The sequence below is a fragment of the Paenibacillus sp. GCM10027628 genome (genome assembly GCF_042676385.1).
Classification (GTDB): domain Bacteria; phylum Bacillota; class Bacilli; order Paenibacillales; family NBRC-103111; genus Paenibacillus_E.
Map to the genome: position 1 here is coordinate 82849 of NZ_JBHTHA010000046.1, position 18596 is coordinate 101444.

The window sequence follows — 18596 nt, forward strand, 5'->3', positions numbered from 1 at the left end:
ATGGGACGATGAATCTCAAAAAAACAAGCTCTTCCGCACCTAATATCAGACATCCATCTCTCACAGCATCGCCTTACTTTGTGTATATATTAATCGCTCCTTTGTTTCTTGTGCTGCTTGCTTATGTACTGTTTCCGCTGTATCAGACATTTATCCAGAGTATTCGAATGGAAGGCAGTCTTTCTTTGAAAAACTATGTGCGGTTTTTTAGCTTGGAGCATACCGCCAATTTGGAGGCCCTCTGGACGAGTGTTTATATCTCCATTCTAAGTGTAGTAACTTGCGCGATCGTTGGAGTTACCATGGCCTTTCTATTGGAACGCTATGAGTTTCCCGGCAGGAAGGTGCTGACGGTTCTCGCCATGGTGCCGATGGCGCTGCCACCACTCGTAGGTGTGCTCTCGTTCACTTTTTTATATGGAGAAAGCGGCATTATTCCCCGGACTCTCAAGTTGTGGTTCGAGATGGACCACGTGCCATTTTCGTTAAAAGGCGTCTGGGGCGTTCTCATGGTTCACACCTTTACGATGTACACCTACTTCTACATGACGGCATCGGCGGCAATCAAAGGGTTGGATCCGTCGCTGGAGGAAGCGGCAGCAAGCCTCGGAGCAGGACGAATTTACATTTGGCGGCGAATCATACTGCCCATGCTCACACCCGCTATCGTCGCTTCATCCTTACTTGTATTTATGATCGCCATGGCTTCGTACACGGCTCCTCTCATCTTTGGAATCGAAAGAACGATGACGATGCAAATTTATTTATCGCGCACCAACGGGAATTTGGATATGGCGGCAACGCAGTCTACTTTATTATCCGTTGTGTCGATCGTGTTTCTAATCATCATGCGTTGGTATCAAGGCTTGCGCAACTACCAAAACTTGAGCAAAGGCGTTAGCGTACACCGGACAGAGGTCAAGAGTGTTTGGGGAAAATATACGGCCATGCTGCTCTCTACGCTCGGTGTTATCATTCTGCTCCTACCCATTTTGGTGCTGATTCTTATCTCCTTTTCCACAGATGGTACCTGGACGACACAAATACTGCCACCTGAATATACGTTCAAGCATTATGTGGAATTGTTTACTAACGGAAAAACGTGGCGCCCTATTGCGAACAGTTTCAAAATGAGTTTTATTGCTACGGTTGGCAATGTGATATTCGGGGTTGCAGCCGCGTATGCGATGATTCGTCTCAAGTTTAAAGGAAAGACGTTATTGGATGTGTTCATCATGCTTCCTTGGGCCTTACCTGGTACGGTCGTAGGGATTAATTTGATAACTGCTTTCAGTGCACCGTCAGCCTTCAGTTTCGGGCAAGTGCTTATCGGGACATTCTGGATTTTGCCATTAGCCTACTTTGTCCGCCATTTACCGCTTGTGTTCCGTTCAACGTCGGCTACGCTGATGCAGATGGATCCGTCCATCGAAGAGGCAGCCCGTAACTTGGGGGCCTCATGGTGGTATAGCTTTCGCCGTATCGTTTTCCCCTTATCGCTTAGTGGCATCTTGGCCGGTACTTTATTGGCCTTCGTTACAGGCATTGGTGAATTCGTATCATCCATTCTCTTGTTTACATCCAAAACAGCTCCAATATCCGTAGAAATTTTCCAAAGAATGTATTCGTTTGAATTCGGAACCGCTTGCGCATATGGCGTGTTGCAAATCATCCTGATCATTATCGTTCTCTTTCTCTCTAAAAAAATAACCGGCGACAAAGCGGGGACGGCTGTCTAAAGGTTGATCATTCTGCGGGAATCCTAAGGTTCACAACCGCTGCATGATAAGAGTCTTAGCGCTCAGAGGTGAAAAAGGAGGAATCAACTTGAAGAAGGGTACATGGATGAAAGTGTTAACCAGCGTCACAAGTGTTGCTGTACTAGGAAGCTTGCTGCTGCCTGGTATGACGCAGACTGCCAGCGCCGATAGAGGCGTTGTTGATCTCTGGAAATCGATTAAGCCGCTTACCACGATAGCAAGTGCCATGAATACGGGGGCACACCCTGACGATGAGCACAGTGCCATGCTCGCCTATCTTTCATTAGGAAGAGGCGTTAATACATCAAGTGTCATTGCCAACCGTGGGGAAGGAGGCCAGAACGAGATTGGCAGTGAGCTAGGCAATGCACTAGGCATTATTCGTACACGCGAACTGCAAGAAGCCTCTAAAATCACCAATATTAACCTGAATATATTAAGCGAGCAGATTAATGATCCCATTTTTGACTTCGGATTCTCCAAAAGCCCGGACGAGACGCTGCAAAAGTGGGGAGAATCCGTCGTTTATGAAAGACTTATCCGGAAAATAAGAGAGCTGCGGCCTGATGTGGTCATTCCCGCTTTTCTCAATGAAGAATCGACACACGGCCATCACCGTGCCATTAACGTGATAACCGTTCGCGCTTTCAAGGATGCCGCTAACCCTGAAGTGTTCCCGGAACATTTGAAAAAAGGCCTCCAGCCATGGCAAATCAAGAAGCTCTATCTTCCTGCTGACGAGAAGGATTACAACGTTGCTGTACCTGTAGGAGATTATGATGAAATCTATGGCGCATCTTATGTTCAATTAGGCGAAGAATCCCGCTTCATGCATAAAAGCCAAGGAATGGGCAGGCACGTCGATGAAGGCCCGAGCTTCAACTATTACAAGTTAAGCTCATCCGCTGTATCAGGGAAAGAGAATGATTTCTTTGATGGGATCGCCTTCACGTTCGAGGATTTGGCCAAAGAGGTCGAAGCAAAGGGTAAAGATCAGAAAGTGATCAAAGATTTGCGTACCTTGAACAAGGATGCAGGCGAAGTCGTAAAAGCGTACCCTGTTTTCACCGAAGTAGCTCGTGAAGTACAGGAAATGAAAGCGGATGTTGAAGCTGCCATAAGCGATATTAAAGCTTCGACGCTCGAAGCGAGCGTCAAGACAGATCTGCTGTATCGCCTTCAGGTGAAAGAGGAGCAGCTGAATAAAGCCGGTATGGAAGCAACGTCGATGGTGGTTAAGGTGAAGCCGGAAACCAGTGAAATTGTTGCAGGTCAAACCGTTAAAATGACGGTCACTGCTTACAATGGCGGCAAAAGCAATTTGAAAGATATTCAGCTCCAGCTGAATGTGCCAGAAGGTTGGACGGCAAAAGCAGCCGGAACCACCAAGTTTGATCAATTAACCTACAATCAGACGGTATCCGCGACTTACGAGGTTCAAATACCTAAGAATGCAACGGAGTTCCAGGTATACCAACCTTCCGTGGTAAGCGCTGACGTCATGTATCAGTTGGATGGCGTTTCAGGAAAAATACATGTGATCCCATCCACGCAAGTGGCTGTGCTGCCGGCTTTTGCTATGTCGTTAAGCCCTGATGCTACTGTGCTTAACACATTGAAGACCGAAGAGCCGATTCCGGTCAAAGTTACGGTTCGCAATTACTCGCCGGGCGCAGCCAAAACAACTGTTGCATTGAACGTGCCTAAAGACTGGACGGTAACTCCCGCTTCCCAGGAAGTCAGCTTTGCCGCCAAGGGCGAGACGAAGCCGCTTACGTTTCAAGTCAAAGCTCCTGCTGGAACAGCAGTTGGTAAATATACCGTAACAGCAGTAGCAACGAGTGGAGATGATACGAGCAAGGAGAACGTTCAGGTTATCGAGTATCCGCATATTGGCAGAACTTACTTGATTCAGCCGGCTGAATTAAAGATTCAAGCCTTTGATTTAAAAGTTCCTTCAGGGTTGAAAGTAGGTTATGTATCCAGCGGGTTCGATAATATCGATAAATATTTAACCCAGTTTGGTGTGAACGTTACACAACTTGATGCGAAAGCGATACAGTCGGCTGACTTATCTCAATATGACACGATCGTACTGGGGATTCGCGCATATGGCTTCCGGCCGGAATTGTTGGCCAGCAATCAAAGACTGCTTTCATATGTGGAGAATGGGGGCAACCTAGTCGTTCAATATCATAAGCCGGAAGATAAGTGGAAGCCTGAGCTTGCTCCTTATCCAATCAAAATCGGTGAGCCGTTAATTAAGTGGCGCGTCACGGATGAAAACTCGAAAGTCACGATGCTGGCTCCTGATCATCCGATCTTTACGACGCCAAATACCATTACTGCAGATGATTGGAACAACTGGATTCAAGATCGTTCGGCTTACAACCCATCCGAGTGGGGCAGCGAGTATACGGAGCTGATCTCGAACGGAGATCCGGGGGAGAAAGAATTCACTGGAACTTTCTTAAGCGCTAAGTACGGCAAAGGAACATACACCTATAGTTCACTTGTGTGGTACAGAGAAATTCCGAACCTGGTTCCTGGCGCGATTCGGCTTTTCGTGAATATGATCAGCTTAAAGCAATAGCCATAAGAACAGTGGGGGGGCCCCGAAATGTATGGGCCTCCCGATTTTCCTAACGAGGGGAATTAAGCTCATGGATATTATGGATGTACATGGTAGGGATATTCAGTCCGTTCTCGAAGAAGCACGTTTTGCAGTCGTTCCGCTCGGTTCCATCGAATACCACGGACCCCATTCACCGCTGGGTACGGATATCATTCTGGCGAGCGGGTTTGCGGGGCGTCTCGATCCTTCGCTTAAGCCGCTTATTTATCCTGCGATTCCTTATACCGCATGTCCTGGCAAGACCCGTCATTATCCAGGTACGATCTCAGTGAGTCCGTCTGTCATTACGAATTATTTATATGAAATCGTTGACGGCATTTGTCAGCTGGGCATCCGAAATGTGCTGTTGTTAAATGCACATGATGGGAATATGGGTGTTGCTAGAACAGTAGCCGAAGCCATTACGGCCGCGTATATGGACGCTAGTATTCTCTTGGTAAACTGGTGGCAAATGGTGACGACACAAGATGCTGAAGAAGCAGGAGTTTTCACAGGAACACACGGTAGAGGACATGGAGGTCCTTATGAAATGTCGGTAGTCAAAGCATTTCGTCCGGAATTGGTTCATGTAAGGGACAGTGACGAACAATTAACGGCAAGTCCTCCTCTATCGAATCTGCCTTATGTATTGGTGGAAAGCAGTCCCGAGGGATGGGATGGATATACGGGGCAAATCGGGCAGACATCCTTACAAGCCGGGAACTGGATCATCGCGGAAGCGAGTGCCAATTTACATCAATTAATCGAAAACTGGCTGCAAAAGCCGGTAAAGAAAGACGGAGGTGAACAGCCGGATGGGCAATCGTGAACGTATAATGGAAACCGAAGGCCAAGTATTCCCAGGAAAAACATACACCGAGGCCGTACTAGAACCTGCATATAATGAAGCCAAAAAGCATTTACTAGATGCCATGATGGCCGTGAACAAGGCTCACCTGATCATGCTGAAGGAACAGCAATTGATCACACAAGAAGAGGTTAACGAGATAGCGAAAGCCATTCTAAATCTTGATCTTCATAGTCTACGCCACTCTAACTATACAGGAGAGTTTGAGGATCTCTTCTTTCAGGTGGAGGATCAGCTTCATCAGCATGCAGGCGATATTGCAGGAAATTTGCATTTGGCGAAGAGCCGTAACGATATGGGTGTCACCATTTATCGCATGGTCCTTAGGGAGAAGCTGCTTGTCACGATGCAATCTGCATTACAGCTGCGCGAGCAGCTTCTTCATTTTGCTGAAGAGCATGTCCAGACCGTTATGATTGGCTACACGCATACCCAGCAGGCGCAGCCTACGACGATGGCGCACTATATCATGGCTGTAGTTGACTCATTAACTAGAGATATACGCCGGTTGACGGCCGCATTCAATAACTGTAACCGCAGCAGTATGGGGGCGGCAGCGCTCACTACGACAGGCTTTGCTATTGACCGTCACCGGGTGAAAGAGCTTCTGGCTTTTGACGATCTGGTAGAAAATTCTTACGATGCAATTGGCGGAGCGGATTATCTGGGCGAAGTCGCTGCCGCCACTAAATTAGCGGCTATCAACCTTGGTAGGATGGTTCAAGATTTGCTGCTTTGGTGTACACAGGAATTTGCTGTGATCAAGGTAGCTGCTCCTTATGTGCAGATTAGCTCCATAATGCCGCAGAAACGGAACCCTGTTTCACTGGAACATATACGTGCCTTGCTTTCCAGTTGTGTGGGCAATGCAGAGACAGTGCTTACGATGATGCACAATACGCCATTCGGCGATATTGTCGATACCGAGGACGATATGCAGCCCTATGCATGGAAATCTCTTGAACTTATGGACAAGATCTATCGATTGCTGGCCGTTGTTGTAGGGACGATGGACGTCAATAAAGAAGTGCTGCGTAAACGGACAGAAAGCAGCTTCGCTACTGTTACTGAACTGGCGGATACCTTAGTTCGAACGGACAATCTCTCTTTTCGAACCTCACACCATATCGTTAGTTCCGTGGTAAAAAGAGCGATGTCGGCAGGTTCAGCTGCAAATGAAATTACTTGGGAATTAGTTAATGAAGTCGCCAGCGGGATCATTGATCGTAATCTGACCGTGGGTAAAGATACCCTGAAGCAATCCTTAGATCCAGTGAATTTTATACAAATACGCTCTTTGCCAGGTGGGCCAAGTCCAGGGGAGATGATCCGCATGATTCAGGACCGTGGTCATCAACAAAAAGCTCTAATCGAGTGGCTCCTTTCATCGAAACATAAAGGCCAAACTGCACTGCAGTTATTAGATGAGGTCATGAAGGAGTGGGGGAACCCATAATGTCAGCACATCAGATTCCACTTCTAGCCGTAGACGGAGGCGGCACGAAAAGCATATGTTTCCTCTTCGATGAACATGGCCGAATCCGCGGACAAGGCAGGTCCGGTTCTTGTAATTATCAGGGTGTCGGAAGGGAAGCTGCCGTGAAAGAGATTATCTTTGCCATTCGCAATGCTTTGGAGGACAGCGAGTTCATCGAGGACGCGGTCGCCCGCGAAGAGGAATTCGTAACGGATTGCGCCGCGTTGGGGCTAGCCGGTTTGGACACCGATTATGACCGCAAGATCATCGAAGGTATTGTCAAAGAGGCTCTGCAACATTTACGCATAAGCGCTAAACATTTGATCATCGAAAACGACGGTTTCGCTGCGCTGATGGGAACAACGGGCGGTCAGCCCGGTATTCTAATGATTGCCGGAACAGGATCCATTGTCTATGGCATGAATGATCAAGGCATACTCGCTAGAGCGGGAGGTTGGGGGCATCGAGTCGGAGATGAAGGAAGCGGATATTGGATCGGTAAACAAGCCATCATTCGCATTTTGAAAACATTGGATGGAAGGGTGGCGCCAAACAAGCTGGCTGATCATATTCTTCCTTATCTGGGACTTAAGGATCCCGAAGAATTATTTAATTGGACTTACAGCACCAACTACTCTGTAGAAAAAGTAGGTGAACTGTCCAGTCTCGTCTCACAAGCTCATCTGCAAGGCGATCCATTGGCACATTCCATCATGTTGCAAGCTGCTCAAGAGTTATTTGCTAGCGGGAAGGCGGTCATGGAGCGAATAAATCTACCTGCAAAGCCTTTTCAAATCATCTTGCAGGGCGGGGTTTTACACAATAATGAGTTCGTGAGGGATTATGTCACGAATCAATTTAAGCAATATGCACCCTTTGGACACATCGAAAGGACGACAAAGGAGCCTATTTACGGAATGATGGCTTTAGCCTTAGATCATTATCATAAAATAAAAGATAAACAATGAGTCATATGGAGGGATCCTATGAAAAAAAGGCTGTTGTTCGTTTTTGCCCATCCCGATGATGAGTCATTTGCATGTGCAGGAACAATGGCGAAATATCGAGAAATCGGCCACGACATCTATTTGATCTGCGCAACTTCCGGTTGTGGGGGGAAACCAGGCGAGTATCTTGTAACCTGTCGGCAGGAACTTGCGACTCTCAGGGAACAGGAGTTGTCCCAAGCATGCAGCGTTTTAGGCGTAACCGACTTCTATATGCTCCGTTATCAGGATGGAAGTCTAGCCGGCCAAGATTTAGGTGAAATGGCAGAAAAGATTGAAACCTATATCCTTCGGCTGCATCCGCATGTCATCGTAACCTTTCCTCCCAATGGAGTTACCGGACATCGAGATCACATTGCGATATCCCGAGCCACGGAACAAGCGGTGCTTCAATCCGAGAAGAAACTAAGACCTAGCGAATTTTGTTCGTTTTTTTTCGCATCGATTCCCCACTACTATGATTATTGTTCAGACTCGGCACCATCGGGTGCAGTTCCAATAACCGGGAAAGTCAATATTGTTCTACAACGGGAAGCAAAGGGGAGGGCGCTGCAAGCTCATCGAAGCCAAATCTACTCTGTCAATCGGGCTTATCCAGGTGTCATGCAAGGCGACTATGGGGTCATCGGCCATTATGAGTACTATACGAAGGTAAGGTTTGGCGGTCAATATGTCGATATTCAGGAATCAACCGCAGGAATTCCAGAGATAGAACTATGTTATTGAGCTTGAAAGCATAGGGACAGCTGACCCCTTAAGGGGAAGGCTGTCCTGATTTGTTTTTTCTGACAACCATGCAGGGATTATGCGGGATTAATTGAATTCTAAAAGTACTATACTTCTAGCCCCCAGAAGGGATGATAACATGAAAAATTATATGATTTTTGGAGCAAGCAGGGGATTGGGTGATGCTTTTGTAAAAGGATTGCCGGAAAAAGGAGATAAGGTTTGGATTGTTTCCAGAAGTCGCCCTGAGAGTTTAGATATGAATGACGGAGTCGATCGAATTTGGATAGAAGCTGACCTGTCATTACCTGCGTCAAGTGAGAAGATTGCAAGTTTTATACAGGATGATCCCCTAGATATATTCATTTATAATGTGGGGATTTGGGAGAAAAATGGATTTAGGGACGATTATAATTTTGAGAACGATGATCCTAAAGAAATAGCAGATATTATTCATACCAATGTAACCTCAACGATCACATGTATTCAGAGGCTGTTGCCTAATCTTAAAAAATCGGAAAATGCCAAAATTATTTTAATTGGTTCTACTGCAGGACTTGAAAATGCTGGCTTTACACAAGTATCATTTGTAGCTTCAAAATTCGGATTGCGCGGTATCAGCCATTCTATACGTGAACATGTAAAGAAAGATGGGATTGGTGTGACTTGTATCAATCCAGGTGAAATTGCCACGCAAATTCCGTATGAAGAGGGGATAGACAAAGTCCTCTCCGCTTATAAAGGCACACAAATTCCGCTTCAAGATATCGTTTTAATGGTTAAATGTGTTATCGGCCTTTCTAAGGCCTCTTGCGTGAAAGAAATCAACATGCCGGCGATGTTGGATACAAATGCATAATAATAACGGAAGAGGGATTTGCCTTCGGCTGGCGAGGAGCGTTGGCGTGTAGTAAAATTGATAAAAAAACAGTAATAAAAAGGAGCAAGCTATGTGCCGAAACATCAAGACGCTATTCAATTTTGACCCTCCAGCTACCGTCGATGAGATACATGCCGCCTCGCTTCAATTCGTTAGAAAGCTTTCAGGCTTCAACGTACCATCAAAAGCTAATGAGGCGGCTTTTAACCAAGCCATCAACGATGTGGCTGTAGTTGCCAAACAGCTAATGGACTCACTTGTTACTAACGCTGAACCTCGCAATCGCGAGATCGAAATCGAACGTGCTCACGCCAGAAATGTGAAAAGATTCGGATCTAAAGAAAATCAAGTCGTTCGGGTCAGCAAAAATAAGTGAGAATATTACTATGAAAATCAGGGGAAACGATTATCGGTGTTTTCTCACGGTACTTTGAGCAATTAGAAATTGTGCGGTGTAATAGGTTATCATAACGCCATAGCCTGCCCAAGCCATAGGTGTGACGAACATATTCCAAGCCAGCAATGAGTCGGACAAGAAGAACAGGATAGCCCCAGTGATGGCTATTCCGTTTCTACTAATGATCGCGCTCCAGATCATACATGAAATGATAATGACATAGACTACGATAGGCATCCATAGTCCGATCGCACCTTTGGCAAGCATTCCCGAATGAAGCCCTTGCAAAAGCAGAAAGGCATAAATTCCGATAGGAATCAGATACAACAAGTGCAAGACAGTGTAACGCCAGCGCAAGAAAAATGCGCAGATGTAGAAAAGGTGCGCGACCAAAAAGACGAAAACCCCGAGCATAAACCACTTGCTGCCGTTCATTAGCAGAAGCGCATCACCGGCGGCTGAGACCAGTAAACCGGCTATGACGATTCTTTTATATGCTGAGAACCCCTTCGTCGCTATGGAAGCATACAAGATTATGAGCAGGATGGTTCCAGGCTTAAGGATCCAGCGTAGAACTAATTCATCCCCTGCTAACGCCCCTAAGTATCCTAGTGCGGAAATAACTATTGCGGCAATGAGTATTTTTTTTAACATGGGAGCCTCTCCTTTTGAATAGATCATGTAGCACACACTCACTATAAAGGCATTTATTTAAAACTGGTTTAAAAAAAAGAAAAACCGTCAGGGGCTTCGCGAGGCCACTGAAAAAGTAATGCGGCGCCTCGGGCTTCCCTAACGGTCCAACTTCAAATCAGTAACGATGGAAAATATCTTTCTATAAGAAAAATATGTACAAAAATAGTTTTTGTCTTTATACTAAAGAAACATATGTTCTTATTTCAGATGATAGGAGTTAAAATGTGCCAAATCAATCGAACGCATCGCAAGTACGAATAGAACCTTGGGCAGAAGCAAACCTTGCCGTGCTCTTTCGTATGAATGTACCGGAGATGCTGGAGCATTTGGGAGGAACTGAGACCGAGGAGCAGGTCCTCGCCCGTCACAAGCGGTATGTCGAGATCGCCGGTAAAGGGAAAGGACGGATGTTTGGAATCGTCTTACATCCGGAGCTCGAAGTGGTCGGCAATATTGGTTATTGGGAAAGCGTTTGGCAGGAAGAGACCGTTTATGAAATGGGTTGGGGCGTTCTGCCGTCTTTCCAGGGTAGAGGCATAGCGAGCGTGGCAACAGCAGCTGCAATCTCCAGCGCCAAAGCAGAGCAGAAGCATCGGTATATTCATGCGTTTCCGTCCGTCGATAATCCTGCTTCAAACGCAATCTGCGGGAAACTCGGTTTCAAGCTTATTGGCGAGTGCGACTTTGAATATCCGCCGGGAAGCATCATGCGATGTAACGACTGGCGCCTGGACCTCAACACAACAACGTAAGCCGGGTTCATAAAACATTCAATAGTGGACGAGAGATGTGAAATAATTAATAGTAGGACATTGCAGAAGAAAAAGCGTCTAAACCGGATTGAAAAACGGTTCTAGACGCCTTTGTTTTTTTCCAGCAATGCGTTATTGTCGGGGCATGGGTATGCTACATCGTATTTATCTGTGAGGACTCCATCAAGAGGTGTATATGAAAGTAAACACTGGTATATGGAAGGATCGCGCTCCGCTTCTTATACTTAAACTATCAAAGGAAGTTGATAACATACAGCATCCTGAAGAGAATGCCAATCATATGGGAGGGGTCGTATGAATATGAAACTGAGAGGGAAGGGCGTGCTCGCAGCCGCTTTAATCACCGGTCTTATCACCACAACGGCGTGCAGCAGCCAAACGCAAACGAGTCCGAAACCGTCCGCATCCGCATCCACGTCGGAAGCGACCGCGCAATCGCCGGAAACGAATAAGGTGCTGGAAGTATCTACGGTTAGAGAAGGGGATCCGTATTTGAAATTCGATGCAGGTGAAACCTTCGACAACAATTCCGTATACGCGGCTTACGAGAAAGACATCGGGGTCAAAATAACGAATCAATGGGTTGCCGCTGATACCAACCAGTACAAGGAAAAGCTGAAGATCGCCATCGCGTCAAACGATATTCCTGACTTTATGCTGGTCGATGCGACCCAGCTTCAGCAATTGATTGAAGCGGATATGATCATGGATCTCACTGGCGTCTATGATAAGGTCGCTACGCCTGAGACCAAAAAGTTCATGAAAATGGACGGCGGTTCTCAAATGAAATCCGCCACGTTTGGCGGCAAGCTGATGGCGATTCCAAGATCATCCAATCCGTACTATGCACAGTTTCTATATGTTCGTACCGATTGGCTCAAAAAGCTGAATTTACCGGAGCCTAAGACGATGCAGGATGTAATGACCATCGCAGAGGCGTTTAAAACGAAGGATCCTGGAGGAACCGGACGAGCTTACGGCATTGCATTCAACAAAGATTTGAAAGAAGACGGAGTAACCGGCCTCATCGGTTTCTTGAATGGCTACCATGCCTATTTGGATACGAATGGGGATCCGAGTCACTGGATCGATGACGGTACAGGCAAACTCGTCATGGGCTATGTTCAGCCGCAAATGAAAGAAGCGCTCAAGGCGCTTCAAGACATGTTCAAAAAAGGATTGATCGATCCGGAATTCGCCGTGAAAGACACGCAAAAAGAGTCGGAACTCATTTTCGGCAACAACATCGGTCTTGTTTACGGCGCTGAATGGGTGCCTGCTCACCTCGCGACTGGTGCGATCAAAGACGGTAAAGAAGTGCAGGAATGGGGTGTATATCCGATACCTTCCGTGGATGACAAACCGGCAAAGGCGCAAATCGGAATAGGCGCTGACAGATACTACGTCGTGTCCAAGAAGGCGAAAAATCCGGAAGCGGTCATCAAGCTGATGAATCAATGGATTGTCGTCGATAACAACCAGACGGAAGATAATAAAGTGTACGAATACGGCAAAGACCGCGTAGAAAAGAAAAACAATTACTGGCTGCTTAATCCGCTTAGAGTTGGCAGTCAATCAAACGATAACGGCGAAGTGCTGCCGAAGGCGATCGCCAATAAAGACGCGAGTCTTCCTAAGACGAAAGATCAGAAAAACCGGTTTGAGCGGGCCATGAAATACGTGAACGGCGATACCAGCATGTGGTGGGAATATTGGATATCCGGTCCTAAGGGCTCTGTTTCTTTGGTTCCTGGCATGAAAAAGAATAACCAGTTCGATCAAACGAAGTTTTTCGGGGCGCCGACGCCAACGATGGTGGAGAAGAATGCGATCCTCGAGAAGAAACGCGATGAAGTGTTTTTCAAAATTATTATGAACCAGGTATCGATCGATGAGTTTGATAAATTCGTCGCCGACTGGAAAAAGCTTGGCGGAGATCAAATCACTAAAGAAGTGAACGAATGGTACGCGAAGAACAAATAGTTCTTCACAGCGGGAGGGATCAGGCACGATCCCTCTTTCTTTTCGAACAAGAATGGCAATTTAAGCAGGTGGTGGTACATAATGAAATCGATCTCACGCATATGGAAACGCGAATGGCCGCTTCATTTGATGCTGATTCCGGGACTGATTTTTGTCATCGTTTTCAGTTACATCCCGATGGCGGGCATTATGATGGCTTTTCAAAAATATATTCCGACCAAAGGTCTGTTCGGTTCGCCGTTCGTTGGGTTGAAAAACTTCCAATATATGTTCGTATACCCCGACATTGGCCGAATTTTTTTCAATACTGTCTTTATATCAGTTATGAAAATCGTTGCAGGCTTGCTTGTCCCGATTACGATCGCCATCCTGCTGAACGAGCTAAGCAGGGAATGGATCAAGCGGACGTTTCAAACGCTCGTTTACTTACCGCATTTCATGTCCTGGGTACTGCTCAGCGGCATATTGATCGATGTACTTTCCCCGACGTCCGGGGTTCTTAATCAAGCTCTCGGTTTGCTTGGCATCAAACCGATCTACTTTCTCGGCAACAATCACTGGTTCCCTTATGTAATGGTTGTTTCGGACGTTTGGAAGGAGTTCGGGTATGGCACGATCGTTTACTTGGCGGCATTGACCGGCATTAATCCGTCGCTGTACGAAGCTGCGGAAATCGACGGCGCAGGACGCTGGAAGCAGACGCTGAACATTACGATTCCAGGCATGATGCCGATAATCGTGCTGATGTTTACATTAAACATTGGCAACGTTCTCAATGCCGGGTTCGATCAAATATTCAACTTGTACAGTCCGCAAGTTTACGAAAGCGCGGATATTATCGATACATTCGTATATCGGATGGGTGTCGAGCAATCCCAGTTCGGGTTCGCTACGGCGGTCGGACTGTTGAAATCGATTGTTTCGTTTATCTTCATTTCGGTTTCGTATGTCCTCGCGTACCGGTTCGCGAATTACCGCATTTTTTAAATAGAGTTACGGGGAAGAGAGGGGAGGACATCATGCGTTACAAAATGCCACTCGGCCGGCGGCTGTTCTTGAGCGGTAACGCCATTTTCTTGGCAGCGATCTCTTTCGCCTGCCTGATGCCTATTATTCATATACTGGCCTTATCGTTCAGTACCGGATCGGCGGCAGCCGCAGGCAAGGTCACACTGTGGCCTGTTGAATTTACGACGGCCGCTTATGACAACGTCTTCGGCAAGCCTGAATATTTGCGCGCCTTTCGGGTTTCGCTCGAACGGCTCATACTGGGAACGTCCATCAGTATGTTTCTAACAATCTTGACCGCCTATCCGTTATCGAAAGAAACGAGGCAGTTTAGGCTTAGGACATTTTACGTTTGGGTGTTTGTGTTTACAATTTTATTCAGCGGCGGTCTCATTCCGTGGTACTTGACGGTGAAAGCGCTGGGATTGATCGATACGATCTGGGCGCTTGTACTGCCTAGCGCCTTGCAGGTGTTTAACGTTATTTTACTGCTTAACTTTTACCGGAACCTGCCCAAAGAGCTGGAGGAATCGGCACGAATCGACGGGGCAGGACATTTTGCAACATTGTTGAAAATCTATGTGCCTTTAGCGCTTCCTGCCCTTGCAACGACAGGACTGTTCACGATGGTATGGCATTGGAATAGCTGGTTCGACGGTATGATCCTGATGAATCATCCCGATAAATACCCGCTGCAAACGTTTCTGCAAACGATCATTATCAAACTCGATTTCCGGTTTCTTAAAACACAGGATGCGGAGCTGATCAGCAAGTTGTCCGACCGCACGAGCAAAGCGGCGCAAATATTCGTCGCTGCTTTTCCCATATTGATCGTTTACCCGTTCTTGCAGCGCTTTTTCATTAAAGGAATTGTGATGGGAAGCGTCAAAGAATAACATTCAGGATTTTTATGTCAAGGATAGCGGGTGATCGGACGATGAAGCGCTTTTTCCGACTGAAGGACTCTTCGATATTCAAAAAAATCATGGCCGCGTTCATGGCCGTCATGCTTCCCCTGATGGCCATCACATGGCAAATCAACGAGAAAGGCTCGGAGAGCATCCGCAAAGAAATATCGCAGTCCACGCTGAATACGACCCGGTATTACCTGGATTCGCTTGAAAAGGAGGCAGACCGGATCGTTCGGTATTTGCCGAAATATGTGACGGACGACGATTTGATCGAGCTTGCGGCTACCGGCAATGATTTGTCTTACTACGAACGGGCGCAGAAAATACTCGAAATACAGAAACGGCTTGTCCTGATGAAGGACTCCAGCCCGTTTATACAGGAAGCGAGGGCGTACGTTCCTTCCATCGGCCGGACGCTGATGAGCGTCAAATATGACACAACGATCGACAGGGAAGAGTACGCGGCATTGCAACCGAAAAACAAGCCTTACACGGAACCGTTTATCTATTGGAACGACCGGCTGTTCATCTCCATGCAGTACCCGGCAAATACGCGGCGTGAGCCGCTCTTTGTCATTGGGATCGAGCTGTCCGCCCGGCAAATCCAAGAAACGATGGCTCAAATCGGCAACACGCTAGGCGGCAAAAGCATTCTGCTCAACATAGACCGGGGCTGGCATATTCAGAGCGATAACGATCCGGCCCTGCTTGAGACGGCCAGTGCGATTATTAAAGGTATTCAAACGGAAGGAAAAAAGGAGGGTTACCAAACGGTCAAGTATGGGGGCAAGAGTTATTTGGCGGTGTACAAATACTCTCTGCTCTGGAACTCGTACTCGATCAGCCTGATACCCGAAGCGAACGTGCTGGGTCCGATCCAAACATACCGCGTTTGGTTTTGGTGGGCTTGCGGCCTTGCTGTGGTTGTTAGCTTGTTTTTTTCCTACTTCCTGTTCAGGCTCATTTACAAACCGCTCATGCGGCTGGTTCATTCGTTCCGCCACGTTCAGCAGAACCGGTTGGTGCCGATTGCCATAGACCGCGGGCATGACGAATTCGGGTATTTGTACCAGGCCTTTAACGATACGATTCGCTCGCTGCGAAGTTTAATTGAAGAAAATTACGAGCAGCAAATCCGCAACCAGCGATCGGAGCTGAAGCGGCTGCAATCGCAAATCAATCCGCACTTTTTGTACAATTGCTTTTTTGTCTTGTGCAGGTTGATCAAGTCCGAGCGGCAGAAGGAAAAAGCGTACCAGTTCTGCTTATATATCGGTGAATATTTTCATTTCATCACGAGGGACGATGAGGACGAAATCCCTCTTTCCCTCGAGGTCAAGCATTCCCGCACCTATGTGGATATGCAGTCGGTCTGCTACGGGGACCGCATTCAAGCGAGGTTTGACGGCGATGTGCCGGAGCTTCCCGTTCCGCGTCTTGTGCTGCAGCCGATCATTGAGAACGCCTACAAGCACGCACTGGGCAACATGCGGACCGAGGGTGCGCTTTGGGTGCACAGCGAGAAGAATGAAGACGGGTTCTCTTTCTATGTAGAGGACAACGGGAATGCCATAACGGATGAAGATATAAGCCGGCTGAACAGCAGGTTGCGGCGATCCGAAGGCCGCATCGAAGAGACGACGGGTCTCGTCAACGTTCATCGCCGAATCCAACTCCGTTATGGTGCCGAATACGGCATCACAATGGCGCGTTCGGAGCTTGGCGGTCTAAAAGTCCGGATTCATTTTGGCAGCAGCTGAGCTGTATTTCATCCAGAAACACTTATGGGAGGGGATTGCATGTACCGATTGCTGATTGTCGACGATCTACCGATCATCGTGGACGGCCTCATCGAACTTTTCGAACAAGCCGATCATCTGGATCTCGACCTTCTGAAGGCTTACTCCGGCGAAGAAGCTTTGGAAGTACTTCGGAATAACCGGGTCGATATCGTTATTTCCGACATCAAAATGCCCGGACTTGAAGGCATTGAACTGCTGCAGGAAATTAAAGCCCAGTGGCCGGCGTGCAAAGTTATTTTGCTGACCGGCTTTAATGATTTTCATTACGTACAGAGCGCTGTAAAGTACGGCAGCTTTGAATATATTCTGAAAATCGAAAGCGATGAGAAAATCATTCAGTCCGTCGAACGGGCGATCGAAAAGTTCGAAGAGGAATACGACCAGGTGCGCATGTTTGAAAGAGCTAACAACCGGATGCGGCTGGCGATGCCTTCGCTGCAGAAAGAATATGTGGCTGGACTGCTGCAGGGCAAACCGGTGACGAACAGTCAATTGGAGAACTATTTTAAAGATATCGATATGCCGCTGCGTGCGGACGTGCCGATATTTTTGCTGCTTGGACGCGTGGATGGCTGGAAGGAGATGATAACGGCTCCGGACAAAGCGCTGCTAATTTACGCTGTGCAAAATATTACGGAGGAATATTTGTCACCGTACGTACGATGTTATTCCTATGTGTACGACCAAGCCAAAATCGTCTGGTTCATCCAACCTGGAGACGGGAATGATCCGCAAACGCAACAGGATGCATCCATGTTGGAGTGGAAAAAATCGGCCACGTATGTTAGCGGCATGCTGGAGACGATTCAGCGGACGTGCAAAAAGCTGCTGCAGCTTCCTGTATCGTTCATGCTAAGCAGCGAGTCTGTGGCATGGAAATGTGTTTTCGAAAGGTTCCATAGTTTGAAATACGGATTTGCATACGGGATGGGAATGTCAAGCGAGGTTATTCTGAGTGATTCCGACATCAGACGGACCGAAGAAGGCACGGCGGCCGATAAGCAGAACGATTTTTTCCATCATGCACGCGTTCAGCTTCTTGCTAAATGCCTGGAGAACAGCCATCGAGAAGAATTTTATAAGCTGTATCTCGAGTTGACGGAGATTTGGAGCGCGGAGAAAGCCCCTTACGAACGGAAGAAGGAGCTCTACCATGCCATGGCCGCTGTTTTTCTTGCCTACATCAACAAAAGTTCGGAGATGCTCTCCTATTTGAATGCGGCTCATGATTTGGCTCCTCTTTTTCAATACGGTGAAGAAGAACCTTGGCTTTCTTTGAGGCAATTCTTTATGCAAATCGCTGACTGCCTATTCGACTGGAACGCAGTACAGGGCGCAAAGCTGCCCTCGGAAATTGTGCAAAAGGCGCACCGTTACATCGAGGCCCATATTTCCACGGATATTTCCCTGAACGCCATCGCAGACCATGTCGGACTGAACCCGTCTTATTTTTCCAGGCTCTATAAGCAAATGACAGGCATCGGATTGTCCGACTACATTACCGATTACCGGAATTTGAAGGCGAAAGAGCTTCTCCTCGATAGCGCTATGAAAGTAAACGAAATTGCCCTCGCGCTTGGGTATAATTCGGCGTTGGCTTTCATCCGCTTCTTCAAGAAGCAAAACGAAACGACGCCTCAGGAATACAGGATGCTGCGGTCCAAAATTTGATATCAACAAATGTATATGAAAGT

The 18596-nt window shown here is 47.2% G+C and carries 15 protein-coding genes; 14 read left to right on the forward strand and 1 reads right to left on the reverse strand.

Annotated elements, in window-relative coordinates; translation table 11 throughout:
- Positions 1-8 precede the first annotated feature (8 nt).
- From ACFQZT_RS28590 to ACFQZT_RS28625, 8 genes are all read left to right on the forward strand, one after another.
- Positions 9-1739 (forward strand): ABC transporter permease, encoded by a 1731-nt coding sequence (locus ACFQZT_RS28590; protein ID WP_379305671.1) that lies wholly within the window; start codon positions 9-11, stop codon positions 1737-1739.
- Positions 1740-1827: 88 nt separating this feature from the next.
- Entirely contained in the window at positions 1828-4353 is a 2526-nt protein-coding gene (locus tag ACFQZT_RS28595; protein ID WP_379305674.1) for an NEW3 domain-containing protein, read from the forward strand.
- Positions 4354-4423: 70 nt separating this feature from the next.
- Positions 4424-5203: a creatininase family protein gene (locus ACFQZT_RS28600; protein WP_379305676.1), complete on the forward strand. Its 780-nt coding sequence runs from the start codon at positions 4424-4426 to the stop codon at positions 5201-5203.
- Positions 5190-6698 (forward strand): argininosuccinate lyase, encoded by a 1509-nt coding sequence (argH, locus tag ACFQZT_RS28605; protein WP_379305678.1) that lies wholly within the window; start codon positions 5190-5192, stop codon positions 6696-6698. Before ACFQZT_RS28600 ends, argH begins: the two co-directional genes overlap by 14 nt.
- Complete coding sequence (locus tag ACFQZT_RS28610; RefSeq protein WP_379305680.1) at positions 6698-7687, forward strand: N-acetylglucosamine kinase; 990 nt, start codon at positions 6698-6700, stop codon at positions 7685-7687. Before argH ends, ACFQZT_RS28610 begins: the two co-directional genes overlap by 1 nt.
- 18 nt (positions 7688-7705) lie before the next feature.
- Positions 7706-8452, forward strand: a complete 747-nt coding sequence (locus ACFQZT_RS28615) for a PIG-L deacetylase family protein (RefSeq protein ID WP_379305682.1) — start codon at positions 7706-7708, stop codon at positions 8450-8452.
- Between the two features lie 139 nt (positions 8453-8591).
- Positions 8592-9311, forward strand: coding sequence for an SDR family NAD(P)-dependent oxidoreductase (locus ACFQZT_RS28620; RefSeq protein WP_379305684.1), 720 nt, complete (start codon positions 8592-8594; stop codon positions 9309-9311).
- A gap of 91 nt (positions 9312-9402) precedes the next feature.
- Entirely contained in the window at positions 9403-9708 is a 306-nt protein-coding gene (locus tag ACFQZT_RS28625) for a DUF2277 domain-containing protein (protein WP_379305686.1), read from the forward strand.
- A gap of 30 nt (positions 9709-9738) precedes the next feature.
- On the opposite strand, the gene ACFQZT_RS28630 is transcribed toward ACFQZT_RS28625, so the two are convergent.
- Positions 9739-10383, reverse strand: coding sequence for a lysoplasmalogenase (locus ACFQZT_RS28630; RefSeq protein ID WP_379305688.1), 645 nt, complete (start codon positions 10381-10383; stop codon positions 9739-9741).
- A gap of 266 nt (positions 10384-10649) precedes the next feature.
- On the opposite strand from ACFQZT_RS28630, the gene ACFQZT_RS28635 reads away from it, so the two are divergent.
- From ACFQZT_RS28635 to ACFQZT_RS28660, 6 genes are all read left to right on the forward strand, one after another.
- On the forward strand, positions 10650-11177 hold the full coding sequence (locus ACFQZT_RS28635; protein WP_379305690.1) for a GNAT family N-acetyltransferase: 528 nt from the start codon (positions 10650-10652) through the stop codon (positions 11175-11177).
- 321 nt (positions 11178-11498) lie between these two features.
- Complete coding sequence (locus tag ACFQZT_RS28640; protein WP_379305818.1) at positions 11499-13181, forward strand: extracellular solute-binding protein; 1683 nt, start codon at positions 11499-11501, stop codon at positions 13179-13181.
- 81 nt (positions 13182-13262) lie between these two features.
- The gene (locus ACFQZT_RS28645) at positions 13263-14168 is read left to right on the forward strand and encodes an ABC transporter permease (protein ID WP_379305692.1); all 906 of its coding nucleotides are present in this window, start codon (positions 13263-13265) and stop codon (positions 14166-14168) included.
- Positions 14169-14200: 32 nt separating this feature from the next.
- The gene (locus ACFQZT_RS28650) at positions 14201-15085 is read left to right on the forward strand and encodes a carbohydrate ABC transporter permease (RefSeq protein WP_379305694.1); all 885 of its coding nucleotides are present in this window, start codon (positions 14201-14203) and stop codon (positions 15083-15085) included.
- Between the two features lie 41 nt (positions 15086-15126).
- Positions 15127-16860, forward strand: a complete 1734-nt coding sequence (locus ACFQZT_RS28655) for a sensor histidine kinase (protein ID WP_379305696.1) — start codon at positions 15127-15129, stop codon at positions 16858-16860.
- 39 nt (positions 16861-16899) lie between these two features.
- Complete coding sequence (locus tag ACFQZT_RS28660; protein WP_379305698.1) at positions 16900-18573, forward strand: response regulator; 1674 nt, start codon at positions 16900-16902, stop codon at positions 18571-18573.
- The last annotated feature ends 23 nt before the right edge of the window (positions 18574-18596 follow it).

Excerpts from the sequence above, each read along its gene's own strand:
- ACFQZT_RS28590 (WP_379305671.1), top strand. The coding sequence starts at position 9 with ATGAATCTCAAAAAAACAAGCTCTTCCGCACCTAATATCAGACATCCA.
- ACFQZT_RS28600 (WP_379305676.1), top strand. The coding sequence starts at position 4,424 with ATGGATATTATGGATGTACATGGTAGGGATATTCAGTCCGTTCTCGAA.
- argH (WP_379305678.1), top strand. The coding sequence starts at position 5,190 with ATGGGCAATCGTGAACGTATAATGGAAACCGAAGGCCAAGTATTCCCA.
- ACFQZT_RS28610 (WP_379305680.1), top strand. The coding sequence starts at position 6,698 with ATGTCAGCACATCAGATTCCACTTCTAGCCGTAGACGGAGGCGGCACG.
- ACFQZT_RS28615 (WP_379305682.1), top strand. The coding sequence starts at position 7,706 with ATGAAAAAAAGGCTGTTGTTCGTTTTTGCCCATCCCGATGATGAGTCA.
- ACFQZT_RS28620 (WP_379305684.1), top strand. The coding sequence starts at position 8,592 with ATGAAAAATTATATGATTTTTGGAGCAAGCAGGGGATTGGGTGATGCT.
- ACFQZT_RS28625 (WP_379305686.1), top strand. The coding sequence starts at position 9,403 with ATGTGCCGAAACATCAAGACGCTATTCAATTTTGACCCTCCAGCTACC.
- ACFQZT_RS28630 (WP_379305688.1), bottom strand. The coding sequence starts at position 10,383 with ATGTTAAAAAAAATACTCATTGCCGCAATAGTTATTTCCGCACTAGGA.
- ACFQZT_RS28640 (WP_379305818.1), top strand. The coding sequence starts at position 11,499 with ATGAAACTGAGAGGGAAGGGCGTGCTCGCAGCCGCTTTAATCACCGGT.
- ACFQZT_RS28645 (WP_379305692.1), top strand. The coding sequence starts at position 13,263 with ATGAAATCGATCTCACGCATATGGAAACGCGAATGGCCGCTTCATTTG.
- ACFQZT_RS28650 (WP_379305694.1), top strand. The coding sequence starts at position 14,201 with ATGCGTTACAAAATGCCACTCGGCCGGCGGCTGTTCTTGAGCGGTAAC.
- ACFQZT_RS28655 (WP_379305696.1), top strand. The coding sequence starts at position 15,127 with ATGAAGCGCTTTTTCCGACTGAAGGACTCTTCGATATTCAAAAAAATC.
- ACFQZT_RS28660 (WP_379305698.1), top strand. The coding sequence starts at position 16,900 with ATGTACCGATTGCTGATTGTCGACGATCTACCGATCATCGTGGACGGC.